Here is a 22,710-nt window from a genome sequence, read left to right on the forward strand (position 1 = left end):
GTGCCCCTCTGCTCTATAGACGCGCCTCACCGGCGTTTATTCCACAGGATTCCCTCCCGGGCACAAAAACAGTCGGAACGGCCTCTCCCACGCCGAACCCATCAAAACATCCACCCATTTTCATGCCTTATCGTCGATGTCACCGTGGGTGCAGGAAAGCAGAAACCCCTATTTTTCACGGGTTTCTCGTGTACCGCCGCGAGCGATTTGAAAAAACTTGGAAACTCTCAAAAAAACTTCCCCCGGTTGATTGACACTCAGAAAAACGACGCTAATATTCCCCTCCCGCCAACGACGCGAACGCAACACAAACGCGACGCAACTGCGGTGGGAACAGATCTTTGAAAACATGGTTGGAGAGATTTTGAGAATCAGTTTTGTTCGTATGATGTGGTTGCTGGCCGTATGAAGACCTTGTCTAACAAGTCTTTTAAGGCTTGTGACAATACGATCAGGAAAGTCGAAAGACCTTCACATGATCAGTCAACGTGTGGCCAGCGGACAAACCCAAGTTAACATTTTCGTGACGACGAGACGCAAGTCAAGCTGTCACGTTTCTGAAAACAATACTCAAAGGGTTTGATCCTGGCTCAGAATGAACGTTGGCGGCGTGGATTAGGCATGCAAGTCGAGGGAGAACCCGCAAGGGGGACACCGGCGAACGGGGTAGGATCACGTAGGTGACGTACCCCCAGGGCGAGGATAGCCACGGGAAACTGTGGGTAATACTCGATAATCTTCCTGGTCGTGATGATCGGGAAGCAATGGGTGAGATTCCACCTGGGGAGCGGCTTACGCAGTATCAGCTAGTTGGTGAGGTAACGGCTCACCAAGGCTTTGACGCTTAGGGGGTGTGAGAGCATGGCCCCCACCACTGGCACTGAGACACTGGCCAGACACCTACGGGTGGCTGCAGTCGAGAATCTTCGGCAATGGACGAAAGTCTGACCGAGCGACGCCGCGTGCGGGATGAAGGTCTTCGGATTGTAAACCGCTGTCAGAGGGGATGAAGTATACGAGAGCTATCTCTTGTATTTGACAGAGCCTCAGAGGAAGCACGGGCTAAGTTCGTGCCAGCAGCCGCGGTAATACGAACTGTGCGAACGTTATTCGGAATCACTGGGCTTAAAGGGTGCGTAGGCGGTTATCTAAGTCAGGTGTGAAATCTTCCGGCTCAACCGGAAAACTGCGCCTGAGACTGGATGACTTGAGTGAGGTAGGGGTGTGTGGAACTTCCGGTGGAGCGGTGAAATGTGTAGAGATCGGAAGGAACGCCAGCAGCGAAAGCGGCACACTGGGCCTTTTCTGACGCTGAGGCACGAAAGCTAGGGGAGTGAACGGGATTAGATACCCCGGTAATCCTAGCCGTAAACACTGAACACTGGAGGACGGGGGCTTCGGCCTTCGTTCTCGTAGCGAAAGCGTTAAGTGTTCCGCCTGGGGAGTATGGTCGCAAGGCTGAAACTCAAAGGAATTGACGGGGGCTCACACAAGCGGTGGAGCATGTGGCTTAATTCGAGGCAACGCGAAGAACCTTATCCTGGGTTTGACATGCATGGATCAACCTGATGAAAGTCGGGCCACACTCGCAAGAGCGGAACATGCACAGGTGCTGCATGGCTGTCGTCAGCTCGTGTCGTGAGATGTCGCGTTAAGTCGCTAAACGAGCGAAACCCTTATCCTTAGTTGCCAGCACGTTATGGTGGGGACTCTAAGGAGACTGCCGGTGTCAAACCGGAGGAAGGCGGGGATGACGTCAAGTCCTCATGGCCTTTATGCCCAGGGCTGCACACGTGCTACAATGGGGCGTACAAAGCGCTGCAAGCCTGCGAAGGCAAGCTAATCGCAAAAAGCGTCCCTCAGTTCGGATTGCAGGCTGCAACTCGCCTGCATGAAGCTGGAATCGCTAGTAATCGCAGATCAGCATTGCTGCGGTGAATGTGTTCCTGAGCCTTGTACACACCGCCCGTCAAGCCACGAAAGCGGGGGGCATCCGAAGTCGCTGCGTGAACCGCAAGGACACAGGTGCCGAAGATGAACTCCGTGATTGGGACTAAGTCGTAACAAGGTAGCCGTAGGGGAACCTGCGGCTGGATCACCTCCTTTCTAAAGGATATTGGTCAATTGCGCCAGAGACACACGTGGTTCGAAAGACGTCAGTCGATCGAACAATACACGGTGACTCAAATCAATAACAAACAGTCCGCATCATTCGACAATTCTTGATTCTCAACTCTCCAGCCTGTTCATACAAAAAGCCACCATCGCGTTTATTCGTGATGGTGGCTTTTTCGTTTTTCGTCCAACCCATCAGAGCTGTTTCGGCAATTTCCAGAGTGTCATTCTTGAAACCCTGGAATGACCATTGGCCGTAGCCGGGATGCAGATAGTGGAATGCCGCTCCGCTTCGCGTTTCCTCTTCGGGGTTGGTCCGACGTTCTCTTCCCAACGCGGTAAAGAAAGAGACCCGCGTCTACCGGTACTTGTGAAGAAAAGGATCCCAGCCAGGCGGGCTGAGCGAGTTTCTCCATTCTTCGGCTGGGTCGTCTGTTCTACCCGTCGCACGGACTTTCTTCCTGGATGGGAACAACTCAACAGACCAACGTGCGAAACGATGCTCAGCCACGACGTCGGTTCGTTTGATCATCCAGTGGCCCCTTGGGCGAATTACACGAATCCGGTTCTATGGCGTGTCTCGCCGTGAAGAATCTGAGAACGGAGCAGGTCATCCACCGGGTGACCGCCAAGTCGCCTGAATCGCTGTTTTCGATTTGAGCGGGCACGCCCTGAAAGCGTTGCCGTGGCCGGCTGCTTCAAATGGCGATTCTATCCGGTCGATTCATCCAGAGTGATCAGTTGTTGGCTTGAGCAGCTGGTTTGGTTTCCGGGGCGGCGGCAACCGGGCCGTCAGTGGGGACCAACCGCATCCGCATGTTGTACGACTTCAAGTCGATCGAAGGCTCGTCGACATTGAAACTGATCGCATGGAAGCCGCTGAAGGCCGACGGAATTTCCGAATCGATCAACTTCTGGCCGGTCTGTTTGTGAATCGCGGTGATGTTCAGAGTCCCAGTCCCGATATTGATGCGGCCGCGCTGCTTCCACGATCGGGAGACGCACAGAATCACGGGCAGGGTCGAGAAGCGGTCCACCACGAGATTCTGATTCTTCACTTCGCATGGCGGCCACATGAATGCATTAGACTTCCGGTTCCAGCAATAGAGCGTCCCATTCATTCGGATTGACGCCAGACTTTCACCGTAGGTTTGATTTCCGTGATCTCGCGAATTGACGATCAGATAAATCCGATCTGCGTCGGCAAACAGGTACTTCTCACTCCGCTGCGCGGCCTTTTTGGCGGGAATGGATTCGAGGCTGGTGGCTCGTCCGGTTGCGATGTCGATTCGCTGGATTTGTCCATCCGTCTTCAGAACGACAACTTCATCGTCACCGAGAAGGCTAACTACTGAACCAGCGGGGAATTCCATTTTCCATTGAGTCGCGTTGGCCACAGGATCGTGCAGTCTCAATACAACCTTCTCTCGCTTCAAGCCGAGCGCTCGCAACGGATTGGGGCCGTCTTGATCCAGAACCAGCAGTGATGAGCCATGTGAGGTTAAGGCATTGTTCAGGATCTTTGCCCCCCCTTCGACGATCAAAGGCTTTCCGTCCAGGGCGCGATACGCTGAGACCTCGTCTTTTCCAGGAACGAGACTGAAAATCGCGTCTCGATGTCCCGCCACGATGGCATTGGTTGGAAGACCGTCCAGCGTCCACAGGATTTCACCCGATTGGGGATCAATGACAGAGAACGACCGCCTTCCGTAGACGCAGAGATACGTCGGTTGTGCAATTGCCAGACTTCCCGTCTGTTGGGCTCGCTGAAGCATGATTCCCTGAATCCCCTCGTAGCTTGCCGGGGTCATCATCGAAAAGACGAGCGGTCGCGAGGAATGGCGTCCGGAGGTAATTCCGTCCGCATTTTCGTCCAGTGAACGGGACCACAGGATTTTTCGTTCAACAGGTGACACTGCATGCAGGATTCCTCTGCTGATGAAGAACAATTGATGTCCAATCTGCTGGACAACGAAGGGTCCTTCATCAACGCCCCGTACGGCCGAGCGAAGAGGTACCATCCATTCGACGTTTCCACTGGCAACCGACTCCATGGCCAGCCGTTGTTCATTGGGATAGGCATCAAAGCTCAATCGATCAAAGAACGGAAGCTGTGTTTCCAGAGTCACGTTCTGCGGAGGTTGGGAATAATTGACGACGGACTGCACCGACCGTAGTGGAGTGCTGGGCCAGGTCACCCCTCGCTGATGTTCCCCGAAATCCAGCTCGGAACTCGTTTTTGCTTCTGCGGCAAGGGCAGATCCGGTGACTCCTTCCCGGACCACGACGTCGCCATATTGGGATTCCAGAATTTGATAGTAGTGCACAGCGTCAGCAGGCTGCTTCAACTGAACCATCATGCGAGCCAACTGCTCGATTGCCTTTTCCGATACCGATCGGTCCGAACTGTCCGTCAGTTGCTCGAGGACAAGCCGTGCAGAAGCGAAATCCTCTGCTGCGACCAGCCAGTCCAACAGTTTGAAGCGGGCGTGAACGGCCGCGGGATGGAATGAGAAGAGTCGGACCGTCGCCTGGCAGGCCTCCCGACTTTGTTCGGATGCCGCAGTTGTGACGGCGGAAATTCGCTGGTCAAGATCGATCCGCTTGTCCTCGGGGGTGGCCTGCCACAGATCAAACATTCGACCACTCAACCAGACGGTCCTGCTGGAGGTGACGTGGGTGTTATCCGTCCGCGTGATTGACCCGCTACCGGGATCACTGGCAAGCTGCAGGAAAACATCAAACGCTTCGAGCGGCTTATTCTCCGCCAGCAGTCTCTCAGCCGAGAGTTCCTGAAACAGCAATCGCTCGGCCGGAGTCTCAGCTAGTTCCCGCAATTCCTCCAGTTCCGTACCCCGATTCAGCACATCTTCGTGAATCAAGGTCGAAAGGCTTTCCACCAGTGCGGAATGATGTCGTGCCTGTTCCTCTTCTGAAAGTTTCGGGCGGTCAATCTTCCTCAGTAGCTGAATTGCTTCCGGGTACTGACGATTGAGAAGCTGGATTTCACTCGACCGGAGCAGAGCCCAGGCATCATTGGGATCGGCGGCAAGTTTATCCTGGATCGTCCGCAGCAGTGCATCGCGCTGGCCGAATGCGGTGAGACCTGCGGGACTGAGCGACACCAGTTTCCCCCGGTGCATGGCCAGATTGCCCAGCGGGGGTTGCTGCGATGCCACGAACGTCCGCGACACGAGTTCCCCGGTCTTGAGGTTGATGGTTCGCAGTTCTCCGTTGCTGAGCGGAACGTAGAAGTGATCCTCGACAACGACCCCGCGGCCGGAAGGGAGTACTCCTTCGTCGAACGGTGCCGTCCACAATTCATTGCCGCTGGTAAGCTGGTAGGCGACGACGGAGGTTTCCCCGACCACGACCACTTTCTGATCGAAGACCCCAGCGAGGTACAGACCATTGTTCTTCGGCTGATCCCACACCCGGCGACCGTCCGTCGCATTCAGACAGATCAGCACGGGTTCTTCCTGCGGCGTGTAAACAACGTAGTTGCCGCTGATGATCGGGGCAGAGGGGCACCAGAGTGCGTTCAGCTCGCGTTGCGGCAAAAGTTGAGACCCCGGTTCTCGCTCGTGGTTCGACTGATTGGTCGCGGGGGCGTATCGGTGAGCCCAGAGCACCGATTTTCTCAACTGGTCGATGGCGACGATCCAGCCGACCGTCGTGGGACAAACGATGACTCCGTCGCCGACTGCCACTTGAGACGTAATCCATCGCCGGGCGATATCGAGATCAATCTTCGTGTCCGAGTAAGCGATCAGTTGCGACCACAACGGAGATCCCGACTGGCGGTCCAGCGACCAGAGCCGGATGTCATCTCCTTTACTGGCCACCACGAACAGTTCTTCGCCCGCAACGGCAGGGGTCCCATAGAAGTAGGTTCCGGCGAGCGGCGGGTCGAATGATTCCCGAGATTCGCTGCCCCCCAGGGTCCAGAGTGTTCGGCCGGTATGCAGGTCGTACGAGACGAGGCGGTTCGTCTTCCAGGGAAGTCCAAACGGATCCTGCGGATCGGGATTTCCATCCCAGCCCCAGTGTTGACCGGGTTGATTGCGGGACAGAATGCCATGCTCTTCGATGACGAATAACTGGTTGCCATCGCCACTGATGATTCCGTGAGCACCATCGCGAAACAGCAGACTCGTCAAGGGGCTGTATTCGGCAGCCGATCCCTGGAACTCGTTCATGTTCTGGAATGCATTACCGCGCAGCCGCCAGCCATCCTGCAAATCGATCTGCTGCGAGGGTAAGCCACCCAGAATCCGTTCCGGCGAAATCCCTTCCACGCTTTCCCACAGCGGCCGTCCGGTTTCCAGGTTGACGCTGCGAATGCCCCGCAGATCCCGATAAACGACCTTGCCGTCCATCACTAATGGCGAAGAGGCCATGATCTGAGCCCGTTGCTGATCCTGCAGATCCTGCACGAGCCACTTCAGGGCATTCCGCACCGTATGGCTCGAGGTGAGTGGCAAGAACCAGTCGGGTGAGAGCAGAGGGTCGCCCCCCACGGCAGTTCCCAGACGAGCCGCCGTCCCGTAGAGCTGCGTCCAGTCGGCCAGGGCCAAGGTCTGTGGCGTTGCGCTGAACTGAACTTTTCCCAGCCAGTCTGCCGCTGGAAGACTGCCCCCCCCAAGCGTCACCAGCGTGCTTCGACCTTGTGAAAGCTGATTGAGCAAGGCGTCGGCTTCGGCCTGTTTTCCCGATCGAGCCACCGCCAGAATCGCCTGAAGCTTCCAGCGGTCGTTACGGGTCAGGCTCGCCGGTGAAGCGATCAGCTCTTCAAACCACCGCGCCGCCAGGCCAAACTCAGACCGGTCAAAGTGCAGCGAGCCCAGATAGTTCGCAGCCTCGTATCCGGCAGGGGTGTGGAAATAGCGAGTTGCGACGTTCACAAAGTCACGGGTGAGTCCGCTTCGTTTCGCGGCTTCGAGCTGCTGCTGAGCCAGCCCGCTGTACTGACCGCGATATTCCTGCAGGATCGATTCGGGCATTTGCCCAAGCATCTGATTGGCCGTTTTTCGCATCGACTGCCACGATCCACCCGCAGCACGATGAAGTGAGTCTTCCGACTGATCGAGTAACTTCTGAAGCAGCTCGATGGCCTGCTTCCAGTTTTTCTGTCGAACCGCCCGTTCTGCGGCCTGAAGCACCTGTTCATTCTTGGTGTCGTGAGGGGCCCGACTGTCGATCGAGTCGCGAGGGCTCTCTTCGTCTCCTTCGTCCGTGGACCGAAGTCCCCCTTCGCCCATGTCACGCTGGCGGCGCTGGCCATTGGCTCTCGGGTTGAAAAGTTCCCGGAACAGCCCCTTCAGCAGTCGGACATCGTCCTCGGTCGGGTTCGCCTCTTTTGCAGGCTCAGCATCATCGGCTGCACGCAGCAGAACGCCATTCGTCAGAACCGGGGTGAGAAACACAGACAATAAACATCCGGCAATTAACCACGGACGGAATTGTCGAGTACGTTGACGAATCATTATCGAATCCCTCGTTGAACCGAGCAGGATCGAATCGTTATCAGCCACTGACTTCGAATGAAGTCAGGCATGTATCAGTTCGAAGCCCCGGCAAGTATACCGGTGTGAATAACACGAGGATAGGTTGTGGTTTCCGCGGTATTCTGAATAAAAGGACCTCGCCCGACACATCGGCGATAATTGAAGTGTGTCTAAAAGAGTGTCCGTACTTCGGTCACTCGCTTCAGACACTCGGGACTGTCGTACTTCACGTTATTGACCAGTGAGCAAACAGGGGTTGCCGCGAGAAATTCACTGAGGCAGGGGACGAGGAAACGTCGGAGCACTTCGATATCGACCAGCTTGGGGTCGAGCCAGGCTTTCCAGTCTGCTTTTTCCAGGATCACGGGCATCCGGTCGTGAATCTGGGCCATCAACGAGTTGGCTTCGGTCGTGACGACCGCGCACGATTCGATGACCGTCCCATCCACGGCTTGCCAGCGGTCCCAGATCCCTGCCAGCGCCAGCGGCTCGCCATCCGTCCGAAAGATATTCCATGGCTGCTTCGATTTCGAATCGAGTCGCTTCCATTCGAAAAACCCGTTGGCGGGAATCAGGCATCGGCGAAGCTGAAACGACTGACTGAACGACGGTTTGGAATCAATGGTTTCCGCACGAGCGTTATTCAGAGGTGGGCCGGTCAGTTTTGTCTTTGACCAGGAAGGGATCAGCCCCCATAGCAAAGGTTCTGCAAGCCGTTCACCCCCAGAATGCTGCCGCACGGCCAGCGTCTTCTGCATCGGACCGAGGTTATAACGCGGTTCCCAGTCCGGCTCGCGAAACAGTTCGAAGACGTCAGCCAGTTCGGCTGGCGACATCCACAAATTGATCCGCCCACACATCAGTCGAACCCTCGGCGAAAGTGTTCCCAGCCACTGCGGCCCAGACCGACATTATATCGTGATGAGGCGAAGGAGTTGCTGAAAAACGAGAAGATCCCTTACTGGCACACGCGGGCGGGTCGAATCTTCTTGGATTCCACTTTCGCCCGTCGCATCAGCGAGGGATCTTGGATCGAATTCCCGTACGAGATCACAGCGGCCTTACCGCGATGATCAGATCACTGGATTTTGGCGTCGTGAGGAGGGGCTCCCATAATGTGGAAACCACAATCAACGTGCAGTGTTTCTCCGGTCACAGCGCTCGACATATCGCTGAGGAGATAAAGGCCTGTCTTGCCGACTTCTTCGACGTCGGTTGGACGGCGGAGCGGCGAGAGGGCTTCATACATCTTCAGCATGACGTCGATCCCACTGACGGCGGAAGAACTGAGGGTCTTGATGGCCCCGGCACTCAACGAATTGACGCGAATCTTCTTGGGGCCCAGTTCGTGTGCCAGGTAGCCGACGGAGGATTCGAGGGCCGCTTTGCACAATCCCATCACGTTGTAGCCGGGAATGACGCGTTCCCCGCCCAGGTAGGACAGCGTAATGATGCTGCCGCCGTCTGGCATCAGTTCCTGGGCTCGCTTGCAGATGGCCATCAGGCTGTAAACACTGATATCCATTGAGGTTTTGAAGCCGTCGCGGCTGCAGCCGTAGACAGGTCCCTTCAGATCGTCCATCGGCGCATAAGCGATCGAGTGAACGATGAAGTCCAGTGTCCCGAATGTTTCTTTTGCCTGGGCGAATGTCTTATCGAGATCTTCGTCCTTCTGGACGTCGCACGAAACCAGCATCTTGGCCCCGATCGGCTCGACCAGTTTCCGCACTCGCCGCTCCATCTTCGGATTGGCTGGATCCCTGTCTGGGAGATGCGTGAACCCAAGTGACGCACCTTCTTTATGCAGTTGTTCGGTAATCGCCCAGGCGATCGAATAATCGTTGGCGATCCCAAATACCAAGCCTTTTTTCCCAGCCATCAAACTCATCGGCATCTCCTTCGTTCAGAAGCGGCGGTTCCATCCACGTTGCGTATGACGATTCGACAAAAGTTGAAAACAGCGGGGTCTCTTCCTCATCCCCACCGTGAAACGTTCAGTCATCAGCCTGATCAACTTGCCCAAATCGGTGCAGAAGCGATTTTCTTCCTGCCGCCACACGATAACAGCGCCCGGAAAACCCGCAACTGTCAGCAGGTACGCAGAGAGCCGTCCGGAATTCATTCCCCTCTGCGCTGCTGACACCCCGTGAGAATGAACGTGGCAGCTTGAAGACCGACCGGGCAGAAAGGAAGGCCGTCGTTCCAGCGCAAACTTCGATCGACGTCGGCGCACAGGCCCGGTATCGATCAGAAAATACAGGAACGTGGGGAGCTGCATCGTCGTCCGGAGCCCCCCAGAAACCGACCCCGCGTTATTCGTCGAAGTAGACGAAGTGCCGGATCGCCTGGGCGATCTGCGGCTGGGAATAGTAGTGGACCCAGATGTGTCCCAAGCCGACCAGATTGGTGACGTCGTAGTCAACGATCTTCTGGTTGGCCGGTCCGATCAACTCACGGTCGCGGCGGGTGAAGCTCGATATGGCCAGAGCTTTACCGGAAATCGGCCGGCGAAGAGGATAGATTGTCAGGGGAAAATCCGTGTGGTTTCTCAGATTGATCACCGCTTCGCACTGATTCAGAGCCAACCCGAATCGCTCGTTGGGATTCAGCCAGTCATGATCAATCGCCGCCGCAGCCAGAATCACGCGAATCCGGCGAGGAGGTTGGGGACCGCCCGCAAAGAATCGCCCTTCCACAGCACCGCCCCCCATGGAATGGAGTGCGGCACTCACCATCCGTGTTCCGTGACTGTGGCCGATCACGCAAACCGGATGCTGATGACTCACTTTTGTGATCAGATCCGCAAGATAAAACCCGTTCAGGGAAGCACGCCGTCCCAGGACGTTCACTCGCAGTCCCGGTATAAAACATTCAACGTCATCACTGGCCCACGTGTAGAAGATCATATGAACCGGCTGGCAGGGGGCCGCACCCCGCAACCAGCGATATGTCTGTGCCGAGTCATTGAGCATGGAATCCCAGGTGACGAAACTGCCATGTGCCATAAAGCACACTGGCACACCGGGTTGAAGAGAGGCGAGCAGCTCGTCCATTGAGCTGTAGCGACCGGGATTCGGTCCCTCGAACCGATAGACCTTATAGTTGTATCCGACACCGGCTTCGACTTCCGCTTCCGCGCAACGCGTACTGATGATCCAGTAGTCGGGGTCGCAGGGTCCGCGAACGATCGTCTGCGTTGAGGGAGGAAGAGATGCTTCCGCCCCGGATTCAGCGGGGGCGGGAAGAACAAACGATCTCCCCTCCGCCGGAGTCTGTCCGAACGCCATCAACGGAGTCAACACGACACCCCAGACGACGATGAGCCATAACCGGCACCATCTTTTGACGAAGGGGTATGGATGTCTGCTACGCGACTTCATGAAAAATGCAGCCGTGGAAAACCAGGATGTTCAGTTAGTGCGGCTCTGGTTATCGTCCGCGAGATTGACCATGTCCAACACAAACCGGCCCCTTTGATGACATCTATACAAGTGAACGAGGACCACATGTTCTCGCCCGCATTTTGTGTAACTGCGCCAAGACCATCAAAAAATAAGCAGGCGGCCCCGATCGGAAGAAACGATCGGGGCCGCCGGTAATCTGGTCTGACAATGACGCCAGGTGGGCGTCGAACTGTCTCTTAATCATTAACGAATCGCTTCGTCCAGTTCTTCCTCTTCTTCTGCAGCGGCGGTCTTCGCAGCGCCGGAAGCGTTTGCGGGAGACATCGCTCGTGCGGATTTCGCGGCTCCGTCCTGTGCAGCGGCGGGGGCAATGGGGTGCTTTTCTTTCAGCACTTTGACGACTTCGTCGGTGATGTCGACACCTGGATCAACCGACAGCAGCAAGCCTTCGTTCTTGGGAATCACAATACTGAGACCCCGTTTGGCAGCGACTTCCTGGGTGATGGGCTTCAATTCCGCGCGGAACTTGGCGATCTGAACCTGCTTGTACTGTTCAAACTCGGCCCGTGCCTTGTTCTGAATCTGGGTCAACTGCGTCACAGCCGAACGCTCCATCTGAGAGAGTTCTTTCAGTTCATCTTCGGTCGGCTCGGTTCCGAGACCTTTTTTCTTCGCGGCGAGCTGATCCTTGGCGCTTTCCACGGTCTTGGCGTAGCCCTGATTCAGCGTGTTCTGAGCCAGCTCGAGCGACTGGGCCAGAAGGCGGTCACGACCGGTTTCGGCGGCCACCTTGTCCAGATCGACCACGGCCATCCCGCCGCGTGACCCTGCCGCGGCTGGCCCGCTGGTCTGTCCGCACCCAATCAAACTCGCAACGCAACCCGAAAGTACGACAAACACACCAACGTGACGCATCCAAAACTCCTTTTTTGGACAGGATTTGTTCAAGCCATGAACGACGTGCGCGGAAGCTATTCGAAACGGTAATTAAGGTCTATAGCAGTTCGAAAGTGCGACAGATCCAGCAAGAACGGTTACAGGCCGCAAATCCCTTCCAACACTCTTTGCCTCACTGCACGTAGTTCTGGAACGCAGCAAGTTTGCCGACGAGCCCCGGGCCACAAAATTGACCGTCTGTCCATGCCCCACGCTCAGTTCAAGCAGAATGCATCTTGCAGAGGATCGGGCGACGATCTGTTCCGATTGCCGGGTCCCAAAGTGTACGGGTTACTGAATTACAGCCAGAGGAGGGAATCATGCTGGTGCTATCAAGGAAGTCAGGAGGCGAAATCACAATCGCGGGCGGGATCAAGATCACGGTCCTGAAGATTTCGGGCAATCGCGTACGCCTGGGTGTTGATGCTCCCCCCGAAATGTCCATCCGCCGGGATCACTGCGATCAGCCCGGTGCACCTGCGTGCGTCGAGAACAAGCAGTCCTGAGCTGAGATCCCTTGGGGCTCCCCTGAAATTCGGGTTGCTGCTCCTCAGGCAGGTAATGGGGTCGCAATGCGTCGAGTGATCACCACCGGGTCAACAGACTTGGAGCAAGGCGGCAGGTTTCGTAGAGTTCACATCGTGCAAACCCTGATCGGCCCCATTTTTAAGAAGTGAACAGATGGACTGGATTCCAATTCTCTCTCGTTGGACGCATGTCGGTACCGCGATCATCCTTGTCGGTGGCGCCTTCTTCATCCGGTTTGTGCTCACCCCTGCGGCATCGCAGCTTCCCGACGACGAGCATAACAAGCTCAAAGAGCTGGTGATGAACAAGTGGAAGCGGTTCGTCCACGCCGGCATTTTGCTCTTTCTGGTCAGCGGCTTCTACAACTACCTCGCCGTGCAGGCCCCTCGTCCGAAGCCCTATCACATGCTGATGGGGATCAAGATGCTCTTGGCGTTCACCGTCTTCTTTCTGATTTCCGCACTTGTCGGACGCTCCAAGGCGTTCGAAGGGATGCGAAAGAATTCCAAGCGGTGGCAACTTGTTGTCCTGATTCTGGCCGCAGCGATCGTCGGGATCTCGGGCTATCTGAAAGTTGTGATTCCTAAACTGGCTGCCGGCTGAGACGGACGGCCACGGGAGTCCTCTCACCGATTTTTTCCGTGAACAATTCCGCAACTGCGGTAAGATATCGCGATGCTGGATCGACGACAGATTCCACACCGCGAGCATGGAGAAGTCGAAATGGTGACAGGACTCCGTTTTCTGACAGTCGCTCTGATGGTCTTCGCACTCGCCCACCCCGGCATGGCCCAGGTGGGTGGAGGGGCCGGAGGGACAGGGGGTCTCGGTGGTGGATTCGGCGGGGGGTTTGGCGGCCTCGGGGGTGGTGGGAACAACCAGAACACCAGCGCCGGGATCCGGATCGATGCGGACGGCATCCTCTCGCTGGTCACGACGGCGGACGGGAATGACGGTCTCGACAAAAAACGTCGCGACATGCTTGCGAAGAAATACCTCTCCCGGGATCTGACCCAATCAGCCTCCCTGCGGATGGTGTCACTGGTCCAGCTTGAAAAGCAGCTGGAAGCAGTCCTTGCAGCAGGAAACCCGATCCCCGACGAAGTCTTCTACCTCGCGGGGCTGCAGCGGATCGAGCACATCTTCGTCGTACCGGAAGAGCAGGACCTGATCATCGCCGGACCTGCTGACGGATTTGCGCCCGATGCAGTCGGACGCATGATTGGTGTCGCGTCAGCACGCCCCGTCCTGCGGCTGGACGACCTGATTGTCGCCCTGCGTACGGTTCCCCGAGCCCCGCAGATCGGGTGTTCCATCGACCCTGTTCCCGCTCGTCTGGCAGAACTGCAGAAGTTCGTTCGGCAAGGGGTGCCTGCGACGAAACAGGAAGTTGAAGCCCGGTTCAACCAGATGGATGACATCCTGGGACTGCAGGATGTGCGGATCGATGGTGTCCCCCCAGACTCCCATTTCGCGACGATCCTGGTGGAAGCAGACTACCGCATGAAGCGGATTGCCATCGGCGTCGAACAGCCCGCGGTCAAAGGGCTGAAAAGTCACCTGGCCATGCTCGGCAAGGGTGGGAACGTCATGCAGCGATGGTGGTTTGTGCCGCTGTACGATGCCATTTATCAGAGCGAAGATGGCCTCTCATACCAGTTTACGGGTCAACGGGCCCAGCTTCTGGCCGAAGATGAGGTGACCGATGAGTTCGGCAACCGCTCCACCGCCACGACGACTCATAAGTCGACCCACGGCTTTGCCAAACAGTTCACCCAAAAATTTGCGCAACTGGCCGACAAATCGCCTGTTTTCGGCGAACTTCAGAATCTCATCGACTGGGTCGTGCTGGCATCGCTCATTCGAAAGGAACAACTGGCCGAACGTGTTGGCTGGAAGCAATCCCTGTTTCTCGACGCCGAGCGACTCACCTACCCGACGTTCAACCCGCCGAAACAAGTCCCCTCACTGGTCAACTTCAAGGAAAGTGGCAATCTCGTGATCGGACTTGTCGGGGGGGGTGTCACGATTTCGACACACCGTCCCCCCGATCTGGTCAAGGCAACGGACCGGACGGCATCGCAGTTAGAATTCACCCGCAAGTCAGCCGTAGTGACTCCACCCGGCACGGCTCACACGTGGTGGTGGGACATCCCGGCCGTCGACAAGGGATCGTCCAAGAAGGCAACCTCTCGCTGAGACGGCCTCGCCAGCAGACGGGATGTCCACTTTTCGGTCCTGACCTGATCAGCGATCGTCCGAGTCTGCCTTGGGGACAATGTCGAATCGATGCGGCTTCATGACCAGTGCTTTGGCCACCTCTTCATCGAGAGCCGGCAATTGCGACAGCCGCTTTTGAATCAGTTCATTCCGCTTGGCCGTCAGCTCTCCCTCGGGAATGACTTCGTGAACCCAGGCAGGGAGACTCGTCAGGACGATGCCCCGGAATATGGACTGATGATGAAAGCGATTCTTTTTCTCAATCGCCGCCCGAACCTCTTTGACCTGATCGGCGATGGTGCCGTTCGCCAGCACACCCGCAGCCAGGTTCACCCCGTTGGCCAGTTGTTCTGACGTCCGTTCTGCCACCACTTTGCCCCCCACCTGGATCTCGTATTTGCCTTCGGGCAGGCCTGTCACCTTCAACTGGTACTCGTTCAGTTCGTCGAGGATCGAAGCGAATTCCAGGATGCTGAAGGCTTCCATCGGGAAGAAGGGCAATGCGACATCGGTGCGATTGAACGACAGGCGGTTCTCTGCTGCCCCTTCAACTTCGACCTTGCAGTTCGTCTGCGACACCACCTTTTTGGACTTCGCATCGATCTCAGCCGAAGAGATGAACGAGGGGAAGTTCAGCCCCTTCAAGATCGACGCCGCCATCAGTGCCTGGCCAGGAGGCCCCGGATGGACGGCATCGCCCCCGGTAATCCGTTCATACTTGGGATGCTGCTTGCGAGCCCGATCGAGAACTGTCAGATAGGGATGAAACTGATCCACAAAAATGCCGCCATTCTTTTCGGCGATCGTTTTGACTCCGTCCGAGAACTTCTCCAGCGTCAGGTTGTATCCGGTTAATGCAGTCGGTCCCTGTGCTCCATCATCCAGTGGCTGCGGCGTGATCCACGCAGTCCGAATGCTGGCTGCACGAGCCTGATCGGCCATTCCCTGCAGTCCATTCATGTATGGATTGAACGTCGCCTCTTCAAAAGCACGGTAGCGTCCGTCGTTCATCCCGAAGTCGACCGTCATCGCAGTCGGTTTGAACGCCAGGACATCGCGAGCGAATCTGGCATTGCCTCCTCCCGAGGTATCGCCCCCAATGCCGACGTTCCGGAACGTCAGTTTCCAGTGTGGGAAACGCGTCACCGTCCACATTTCGACATAGTTCGAATACAGATGCTGTTCGGTGATACTGTCACCGATCATGACAACGACATCGCCATCCTTGAAGAAGAACTCGGCCGATTCCGCACGGGGCAGGGGGGCGGGCAGTGTCGAGGCAAAGCAGGTCAAAACAATGAGGCACCACTGGCGAAGTCGCAGCATGGTTTCAGCTCCGTGAATGGGATTGTCACCGCGTCGAGAGGCAACTCGACGCGAACAGAGAAACAGCAAGAAAAAGGGGCTCCACCGGATCGCCCCGGACAGACATTCCGGGCCATGAAGCGTCAGAGACGAGCGGCTCGACGGACCAGGAAACTACCAGTTTCCCCCGAGTCCCACGTATCCACCCGGAGTTGAGAACGAGGGATGGAAGACGTCATGGTAGCGTTCGCGAAGTTCCCGCCGATGGATCTGCTCATCGCGATCCAGCACCTCCCGAATCCAGACGTCCGTCGCCTGCAGTCGCGCGGCAAGAATGTGCGCCGCGTTGGCACCCAGGTGATACGCCATCACCGAATGACTTTTGAGCAGTTGTCCATAAGTCGCGTATGTCAGTTGTGCTAGCCGGGTCGGCCCCTGACACCAGGCGGTGTTGTTATGAGCGGCCTCATGAAAGAACGTGGTCTCGCCAAAGATTTCGTTTGGCCCCAGGACCACCAGTTTGGTCTCATCCACCGTGTTACCGATGAGATCGATCTGCACACGGCCGCTCAGAATCAGATAGAGCGAACGGGACGAGTCTCCTGCGGAGAAGACCACATCTCCCTCGGTATACTCCAGCAGTGTCATGCGCGAGGCGAGGTCTGCCAGCTCGTCTGCGCGAAAGCCCGCCAGTAGCTCGAACTGCTTGAGATCGTCAGGCGTAATCTGAGACATGACTTGGCTCCGGCTAAACGAGTGCGCGCGGCAGGGGTTCGACTTGAGTTCTATCATTAGCGTGCGAGGGGACTTTTGCAAACCGGCCCCGCGACGAACACCTGAATTAACCGTTGTCATCCAAGGGACTTAAATCAGAACGCCCCACTTGGGTGAGCACTCACCCGTCGTACGTGCGACCAGTTTTTTCGTGTCGGTGCTCCAATCTGTCGAGAAACCGAGAAAAAGTGCGGCGGTCTTTCCGCTGTCATCGTGACTATCTGGTCAACCACAGGAATAATGACGCTGAAGAATCACGCACACATCACCCCGCCGGTGTTTTATGCCCACGGATGTCCGCCGAGAGATTGAGCAGGCCCAGGCCGGCGACCAGGCGACGCTCGGTCGCCTGCTCGAGTCTTACCAGAATTATCTGCGGTTACTGGCGCGGATTGAAATCGGTCGACGCCTGCAGGGAAAAGTCGATGCTTCAGACATCGTCCAGGAAACATTCCTGGAGGCCCATCGCCAGTTCCCCCACTTTCAGGGGACGGCCGAAGCTCAATTGACGAAATGGCTCCGCACAATTCTGGCTGGCACTGTCGCTAACGTCGTCCGCCGTTACGTCGGGACACAGGCGCGAAACCTGACGCTCGAACGAGAACTGGCCGTGGGACTCGATCAATCGACCTGTGCCCTCGAGCAGATGCTCGTCGATCGTCATAGTTCACCCAGCCATCAAGCCATGCGGGGCGAACAAAGTCTTCAGGTCGCGGAAGCGATGAGCCGCCTCCCCGAGGACTATCAGACGGTGCTGGTGCTGCGACACTTGGAAGGACTGTCGTTCCCGCAAGTGGCCGAACGAATGGGCAAAACCGTGGACAGCGTCGAAAAGCTCTGGCTGCGGGGACTGACCCGGTTGAAGAAAGAATTTGGCGAGGTTACCCAGTGAACTCGCATTCCGAAAACATCGAAGACGATCCCCGAATCCTCGAGCTCTCGCGGAACTACCTGAAGGAACTCGAACAGGGACACACACCCGATCGACAGGCTTACTTCCGACTCTACCCGGAGCTCGCAGAAGCCCTTTCTGACTGTTTCGATGGGATCGAACTGGCGCATTCGATGCGCTCCGCTCCTCCGGTCGCTCCTCTTCCGGAGTTTCCCGTCAGTCCGATTGGCGATTTTCAGATTGTGAGGGAAATCGGCCGCGGCGGCATGGGGGTCGTCTACGAAGCAGTGCAACTTTCTCTCGGACGCCGAATTGCATTGAAAGTCCTGCCGTTCGCCTCTGCCCTCGACACCCGTCAGTTACAGCGGTTTAAGAACGAAGCTCAGGCCGCTGCACAACTTCACCATTCCAATATCGTGCCCGTGTATGCGGTGGGCTGTGACCGGGGAGTCCACTTCTACGCAATGCAGCTCATCAACGGTCGCTCGCTGGCCGAGGTCATTCAGGAACTGCGCGGCGACGCGCGCGAGTCCCCGCGCCCCCCTACAGAAGCGACGACCGCCGTCCATCAGCCTCTGGTGACCGTCGCCAACACCAACTTGCGCGTCCCGCAAAAAACCGGACGCGACCGCCAGCAGTTCCGCTCGGCCGCTCAGATTGCGAAGCAGGTTGCAGAAGCTCTTGATTACGCTCACGAAGCGGGCGTGGTTCATCGGGATATTAAACCCGCAAATCTGTTGCTCGACTCCAAGGGAGCCGTCTGGGTGACCGATTTCGGACTGGCGCAAGTCGTCGCCGATGTGGGAATCACCCAGACGGGAGATCTCGTCGGGACCCTGCGATACATGAGTCCCGAACAGGCAGCGGGTCGCCGGGTTCCTGTCGATCATCGCACCGACGTTTATTCTCTGGGAGCGACTTTGTATGAGCTGCTGACCCTGCAACCCATCTTTGCGGCGCAGGATCGGCCCACACTGCTCCAGCAGATCTTCAATGAGGAACCTCGTCCCCCGCAGCAGGTGAATCGCGCCATACCGATTGAACTGGAGACGATCGTACTGAAGGCGATCGCCAAGAACCCCGCTGAGCGCTATGCCACGGCGGGAGAGATGGCGGCCGACCTGACACGGTTTCTCGAGGAACGCCCGATCCTCGCACGCCGGCCGACGCTGTTTGACAAGCTGAGGAAATGGATGCGCCGGCATCCCGCGTTCGTCAAAACGACATTGGCACTTCTGGTCTGCGGCACACTGGTCCTCGCCTACGGATACCGACGTGAGCGACAACGTGCAGCTGAGGCAGAAGCCCGCTTCCAACTCGCACGTCGTGCTGCCGATGAACTGATCCGTATTGCCGAAGACGAACTTTCCGACATGCCCTTTCAGGATGGATTACGGAAGCAGTTGCTCGAAACTTCGCTCGCCTACTATCAGGAGTTCATCGACCTTCGGGGAGAAAGCCTGAGCACCCAGGACGAGCTGGAAGGTACCCGAGACCGGGTCAAAGGCATTCTGGCCGACTTGGCCGTTCTTCAGGCGGATCGGCATACGTTCCTGCTGCGTGAATGTGCCGTGCTGGACGATCTGGAGGCGACCCCCGAACAGCGCGCCGGCCTTGCCGAGGTGCTCGCCCGTCTGGAAAATCGACAGCGCCGCAGACCGAGAGGGCGACCTGATTTCAATCCCGAAGAGTACCGCCAGCGCCAGCTCGACATCGCGAGGGAAAACGAAGCTGAGCTGGCTGGGATTTTGAGCCCTCAGCAATTGCAGCGACTGCCCCAGATTGCCCTGCAGTGTCAGGGGCCAAAAGGACTGCGTGAGCCCGACGTCGTCCGAGCTCTCAAACTGTCCAGCGATCAGAAACGGAAATATCGCGAAATTGAAATGGAAGCGATGCGAGACGTCGACCATCGCTTTCAGCCGGGTTCAAATCCACCCGAAAGAACCGCCATACGCCTGCAGGCGGCCATGAAACAGATGCTTGCCTATCTAACCCCCGAGCAACTGGAACGATGGAAAAAGCTGACGGGCCGACCCTATCACGGTCCGCTGATCTCTCCGGTTCCGTTCGGCCCGCCGGGAATTCGGCACAATGGCCAGCATCGGGAAGATCGCCCCCCCTTACGAAACCCTCCCCCATTTCCTCCACGGGACTGAGGGAGATTTCTGCCGCTGAGGACAAAAAAGTTCTCACCACCCGGTCGCACTCGGTGTCGGCGTCAGTGATTCGGGGCTTCCCACTTCGGCGTCTCAGTCGGTTTCATCACTGCTGGCGACTTCACTTTTGACCGGAATGGCTTCTTCTGCTGTGGGCGACGCGGGGGCGGACTCGCCCGCGGGTGATTCCAGTGGGGGCAGGACGTAGATTTCCCCTCGTTCGTTGGGCTGCTCGGCTCGAAAACCGTGATGCCGCAACAGTTCCAGAATGGCGAGAAAGATTCCGACGATCTTGCTGCGAAGGTTGCTCCCTTCAAAGAAATCGCTGAAAGCCATTCGTCCGTTCTCGCGCACCTTGGCCCCGATCCGGTCGATGTAAACCGAGATGGGTGTGTCGTCGTAACGAATACTGGAGGTCGACTCGACAACCTTCTTCTGGATCACGCGTGACAGAGCGCTGACCAGGTCCCAAAGTTCCACCTCTTTGATGGAGTCTTCACTGGGGTCTTTGCCGACGGTCGGCCGTTCGTCACTCAGTCGGGGATAACGTTCCTGCCACTCCGCAGCCTGTTCCTCCAGAGCAACGGACGCATCCTTGTACCTTTTATACTCCAGCAGTTGCTCGATCAGTTCGTTACAGGGATCGTCCGCCAGCGGTACTTCGGTCGTTTCTTCCTCGGCACGCGGCAGGACCTGTCGACTTTTGATTTCGATCAGCGAACTGGCCAGGACAACAAAATCACCAATCAGGTCAAGATCGAGAAACTGAAGAACTTCGAGGAACTCGAGAAACTGAGATGTAATCTTGGCAATCGGCAGGCGGACAATATCGACCTCGTTCCTGCGGACCAGGTACAACAGCAGGTCCATCGGACCGCTGAAGGAATCCAGTTGTACTCGGTAATCCGCCATTCCCCCCTGCCTTCAAATTGAGTGAATTCCGTTTCACGATCTTATTATCGGCGTGATAGTGAGCACAGGATGACACATACGGAATAATCTCAAGAGTTACCGTGGATTCGCATGGCAACCCATTCAGCCCAAGCACCGCGCTCCACCCAAACAACCTGGATCATTCTCTGAAATGATGAAATGATGCAGTCACCGAGCTACCCATCCGGGGCGGTCGATGGGAGGGAGGCGGTGAGGGGGTCACGGCTGTTGACCCGATCTTGACCGGAGGGACCTTCCAGTGTACTTCCCCTTGGCGCCGACCGGTCGAGTACACCAACACTGTGGTGCTACGCTACAGTGCGGAATTCAACCCCCAAGCCTTGCCTGCTGCCGGGCAGATTCCTACTCTTCCTTTTGAAGAGTCCATCGCGATGGGAAACTGTCAAACTTTTCTCTTTTTCCGTCCAAATTTGACGAAGGATGCTGCATGCTCGATCTGTCTCGTAGTTCTCTGTCGCCGCAAGTGAATGCTTCACGCGACTATGCGCGCCAGCGTCAGATGGGCATTGGCGATCTGCTGCTCGAGAACCGGATCGTCTTTCTGGATGGCCCGATCCACGATGCCAGTGCCAACCTGATCGTGATGAAGCTGCTGTACTTGCAGTCAGAAAACAAACACCAGGACGTCCATTTTTACATTAACTCGCCCGGCGGCTCGGTCACGGCCACGATGGCGATCTACGACACGATGCAGTTCCTGCAGTGCAGTGTGGCAACGTACTGCGTCGGTCTGGCAGCCAGCGGCGGCGCCATCCTGGTCGCCGGTGGAACCAAAGGCAAGCGATTCATCCTGCCTCACGCGAAGATGATGATCCACCAGCCTTATGGCGAAGTGGGAGGTCAGGTTTCCGACATCGAAATCCAGGCTCAGGAAATCCTCGAGACCCGCGAAGTCTTGAATCAGATTCTCGCTGTCCACACGGGCCAGCCAGTAGAAGTGATTGCCAAGGATACCGGTCGCGACCGTTACATGAACGCCAACCAGGCGAAAGAATACGGACTGATCGATGAAATTCTGGTCAATCCCAAAGCAAAACTGGCCGCCGCGAAATGATCGCCGACGTCGCACGAAGGCATTGATTCTCCCTTGTGCCGAGGGCGAAATCACCTGTGCGACTCGACCGGAAACGATACGACCGGATGAATCATCCGTAACGCCTGAAACAGTCACCCTCGATCAGCGAGTTCCCCGATATGACTTCACTTGTTCCTTACGTTATTGAAAAAAACGGCCGTGAAGAACGGGCGATGGACATCTACAGTCGCTTGCTTCGCGATCGAATCATTCTGCTGGGAAGTGCCATCAATGATGATGTCTCCAACAGCATCGTCGCTCAATTGCTGTACCTTCAATTCGAAGACAGCAAGGCCGACATCCACATGTACATCAACAGCCCCGGTGGTTCGATCACCTCGGGCATGGCCATCTATGACACGATGCAGTTCATCAGTTGCGACGTCGCGACGTACTGCCTGGGTCAGTGCGCCAGTATGGGTGCGATGCTGCTGACAGCCGGAACCAAGGGAAAGCGATTCGCACTGCCCAATAGCCGCATCATGATCCATCAGCCACTGGCCGGGATGCAGGGGACAGCCGTCGAACTCGAAATTCATGCCAAGGAAGTCATCCGCACCAAGCGGCGCATGAACGAATTGATGTTCAAGCACACCGGCCAGACCCTGGACAAGATTGAACAGGACACCGATCGAGACAACTTCATGTCGGCCGAAGAGGCTCGCCACTACGGTTTGATCGACACGGTTCTTGAACAATTGCCAGTTCCACCGTCGCATCAGTCTTAATCGGGTTTTCGCCCCGACGGCGGGAATCACCTCACGCATCACGAGTATTTAATACGCCCCTTCAGTGATCGAATCCTGATTGCTGAAGGGGCTTTTTCGAATGAGTCGACCTGGGT

15 protein-coding genes and 1 rRNA gene are annotated in these 22,710 nt (G+C 56.8%); 8 read left to right on the forward strand and 8 right to left on the reverse strand.

Annotated features, from left to right (window positions below; all coding sequences use genetic code 11):
- Nucleotides 1–567: 567 nt before the first annotated feature.
- Nucleotides 568–2,106, forward strand: a 16S ribosomal RNA gene (locus tag ACGY09_RS10655).
- Between the two features lie 746 nt (nucleotides 2,107–2,852).
- Here the strand turns inward: ACGY09_RS10655 and ACGY09_RS10660 are convergent.
- The 5 genes from ACGY09_RS10660 to ACGY09_RS10680 form a co-directional block, all read right to left on the reverse strand.
- Nucleotides 2,853–7,601, reverse strand: a complete 4,749-nt coding sequence (locus ACGY09_RS10660) for a PQQ-binding-like beta-propeller repeat protein (protein ID WP_397571532.1) — start codon at nucleotides 7,599–7,601, stop codon at nucleotides 2,853–2,855.
- Between the two features lie 191 nt (nucleotides 7,602–7,792).
- Nucleotides 7,793–8,482, reverse strand: coding sequence for an SOS response-associated peptidase (locus ACGY09_RS10665; RefSeq protein WP_397571533.1), 690 nt, complete (start codon nucleotides 8,480–8,482; stop codon nucleotides 7,793–7,795).
- Nucleotides 8,483–8,700: 218 nt separating this feature from the next.
- A complete protein-coding gene (locus ACGY09_RS10670; RefSeq protein WP_373650265.1) occupies nucleotides 8,701–9,510 on the reverse strand; it encodes an enoyl-ACP reductase in 810 nt (269 codons plus the stop codon).
- Between the two features lie 424 nt (nucleotides 9,511–9,934).
- A complete protein-coding gene (locus tag ACGY09_RS10675) occupies nucleotides 9,935–11,002 on the reverse strand; it encodes a hypothetical protein (RefSeq protein ID WP_397571534.1) in 1,068 nt (355 codons plus the stop codon).
- A 267-nt stretch (nucleotides 11,003–11,269) separates the two neighbouring features.
- Entirely contained in the window at nucleotides 11,270–11,941 is a 672-nt protein-coding gene (locus ACGY09_RS10680) for an OmpH family outer membrane protein (RefSeq protein ID WP_373650263.1), read from the reverse strand.
- Nucleotides 11,942–12,282: 341 nt separating this feature from the next.
- Here ACGY09_RS10680 and ACGY09_RS10685 point away from each other — a divergent pair, with 341 nt between their 5' ends.
- The 3 genes from ACGY09_RS10685 to ACGY09_RS10695 all read left to right on the forward strand — a co-directional run bounded on the left by ACGY09_RS10685 (nucleotide 12,283) and on the right by ACGY09_RS10695 (nucleotide 14,689).
- On the forward strand, nucleotides 12,283–12,468 hold the full coding sequence (locus ACGY09_RS10685) for a carbon storage regulator (RefSeq protein WP_373650262.1): 186 nt from the start codon (nucleotides 12,283–12,285) through the stop codon (nucleotides 12,466–12,468).
- A gap of 175 nt (nucleotides 12,469–12,643) precedes the next feature.
- Nucleotides 12,644–13,093, forward strand: a complete 450-nt coding sequence (locus tag ACGY09_RS10690) for a hypothetical protein (RefSeq protein ID WP_397571535.1) — start codon at nucleotides 12,644–12,646, stop codon at nucleotides 13,091–13,093.
- 72 nt (nucleotides 13,094–13,165) lie between these two features.
- The gene (locus tag ACGY09_RS10695) at nucleotides 13,166–14,689 is read left to right on the forward strand and encodes a DUF1598 domain-containing protein (RefSeq protein WP_397571536.1); all 1,524 of its coding nucleotides are present in this window, start codon (nucleotides 13,166–13,168) and stop codon (nucleotides 14,687–14,689) included.
- Between the two features lie 48 nt (nucleotides 14,690–14,737).
- Here ACGY09_RS10695 and ACGY09_RS10700 read toward each other — a convergent pair whose 3' ends face one another.
- On the reverse strand, nucleotides 14,738–16,036 hold the full coding sequence (locus tag ACGY09_RS10700; RefSeq protein WP_397571537.1) for an SGNH/GDSL hydrolase family protein: 1,299 nt from the start codon (nucleotides 16,034–16,036) through the stop codon (nucleotides 14,738–14,740).
- A gap of 153 nt (nucleotides 16,037–16,189) precedes the next feature.
- Complete coding sequence (locus tag ACGY09_RS10705; protein ID WP_373650258.1) at nucleotides 16,190–16,750, reverse strand: Crp/Fnr family transcriptional regulator; 561 nt, start codon at nucleotides 16,748–16,750, stop codon at nucleotides 16,190–16,192.
- Nucleotides 16,751–17,072: 322 nt separating this feature from the next.
- Between ACGY09_RS10705 and ACGY09_RS10710 the strand changes: the two genes are divergently transcribed.
- Nucleotides 17,073–17,681 carry a sigma-70 family RNA polymerase sigma factor gene (locus ACGY09_RS10710; RefSeq protein WP_397571538.1) on the forward strand — a complete coding sequence of 203 codons (609 nt, stop codon included), beginning with the start codon at nucleotides 17,073–17,075 and terminating at the stop codon, nucleotides 17,679–17,681.
- Nucleotides 17,678–19,837: a serine/threonine protein kinase gene (locus tag ACGY09_RS10715; protein WP_397571539.1), complete on the forward strand. Its 2,160-nt coding sequence runs from the start codon at nucleotides 17,678–17,680 to the stop codon at nucleotides 19,835–19,837. The genes ACGY09_RS10710 and ACGY09_RS10715 overlap by 4 nt, the downstream gene beginning before the upstream one ends.
- A gap of 93 nt (nucleotides 19,838–19,930) precedes the next feature.
- Here ACGY09_RS10715 and ACGY09_RS10720 read toward each other — a convergent pair whose 3' ends face one another.
- Nucleotides 19,931–20,749, reverse strand: a complete 819-nt coding sequence (locus ACGY09_RS10720) for a segregation and condensation protein A (protein ID WP_397571540.1) — start codon at nucleotides 20,747–20,749, stop codon at nucleotides 19,931–19,933.
- 469 nt (nucleotides 20,750–21,218) lie between these two features.
- Here ACGY09_RS10720 and ACGY09_RS10725 point away from each other — a divergent pair, with 469 nt between their 5' ends.
- Nucleotides 21,219–21,845: an ATP-dependent Clp protease proteolytic subunit gene (locus ACGY09_RS10725; protein WP_373650253.1), complete on the forward strand. Its 627-nt coding sequence runs from the start codon at nucleotides 21,219–21,221 to the stop codon at nucleotides 21,843–21,845.
- Nucleotides 21,846–21,985: 140 nt separating this feature from the next.
- A complete protein-coding gene (gene clpP / locus ACGY09_RS10730) occupies nucleotides 21,986–22,594 on the forward strand; it encodes an ATP-dependent Clp endopeptidase proteolytic subunit ClpP (RefSeq protein ID WP_373650252.1) in 609 nt (202 codons plus the stop codon).
- The last annotated feature ends 116 nt before the right edge of the window (nucleotides 22,595–22,710 follow it).

The organism is Schlesneria sphaerica (assembly GCF_044336245.1).
GTDB classification, from domain to species: domain Bacteria; phylum Planctomycetota; class Planctomycetia; order Planctomycetales; family Planctomycetaceae; genus Schlesneria; species Schlesneria sphaerica.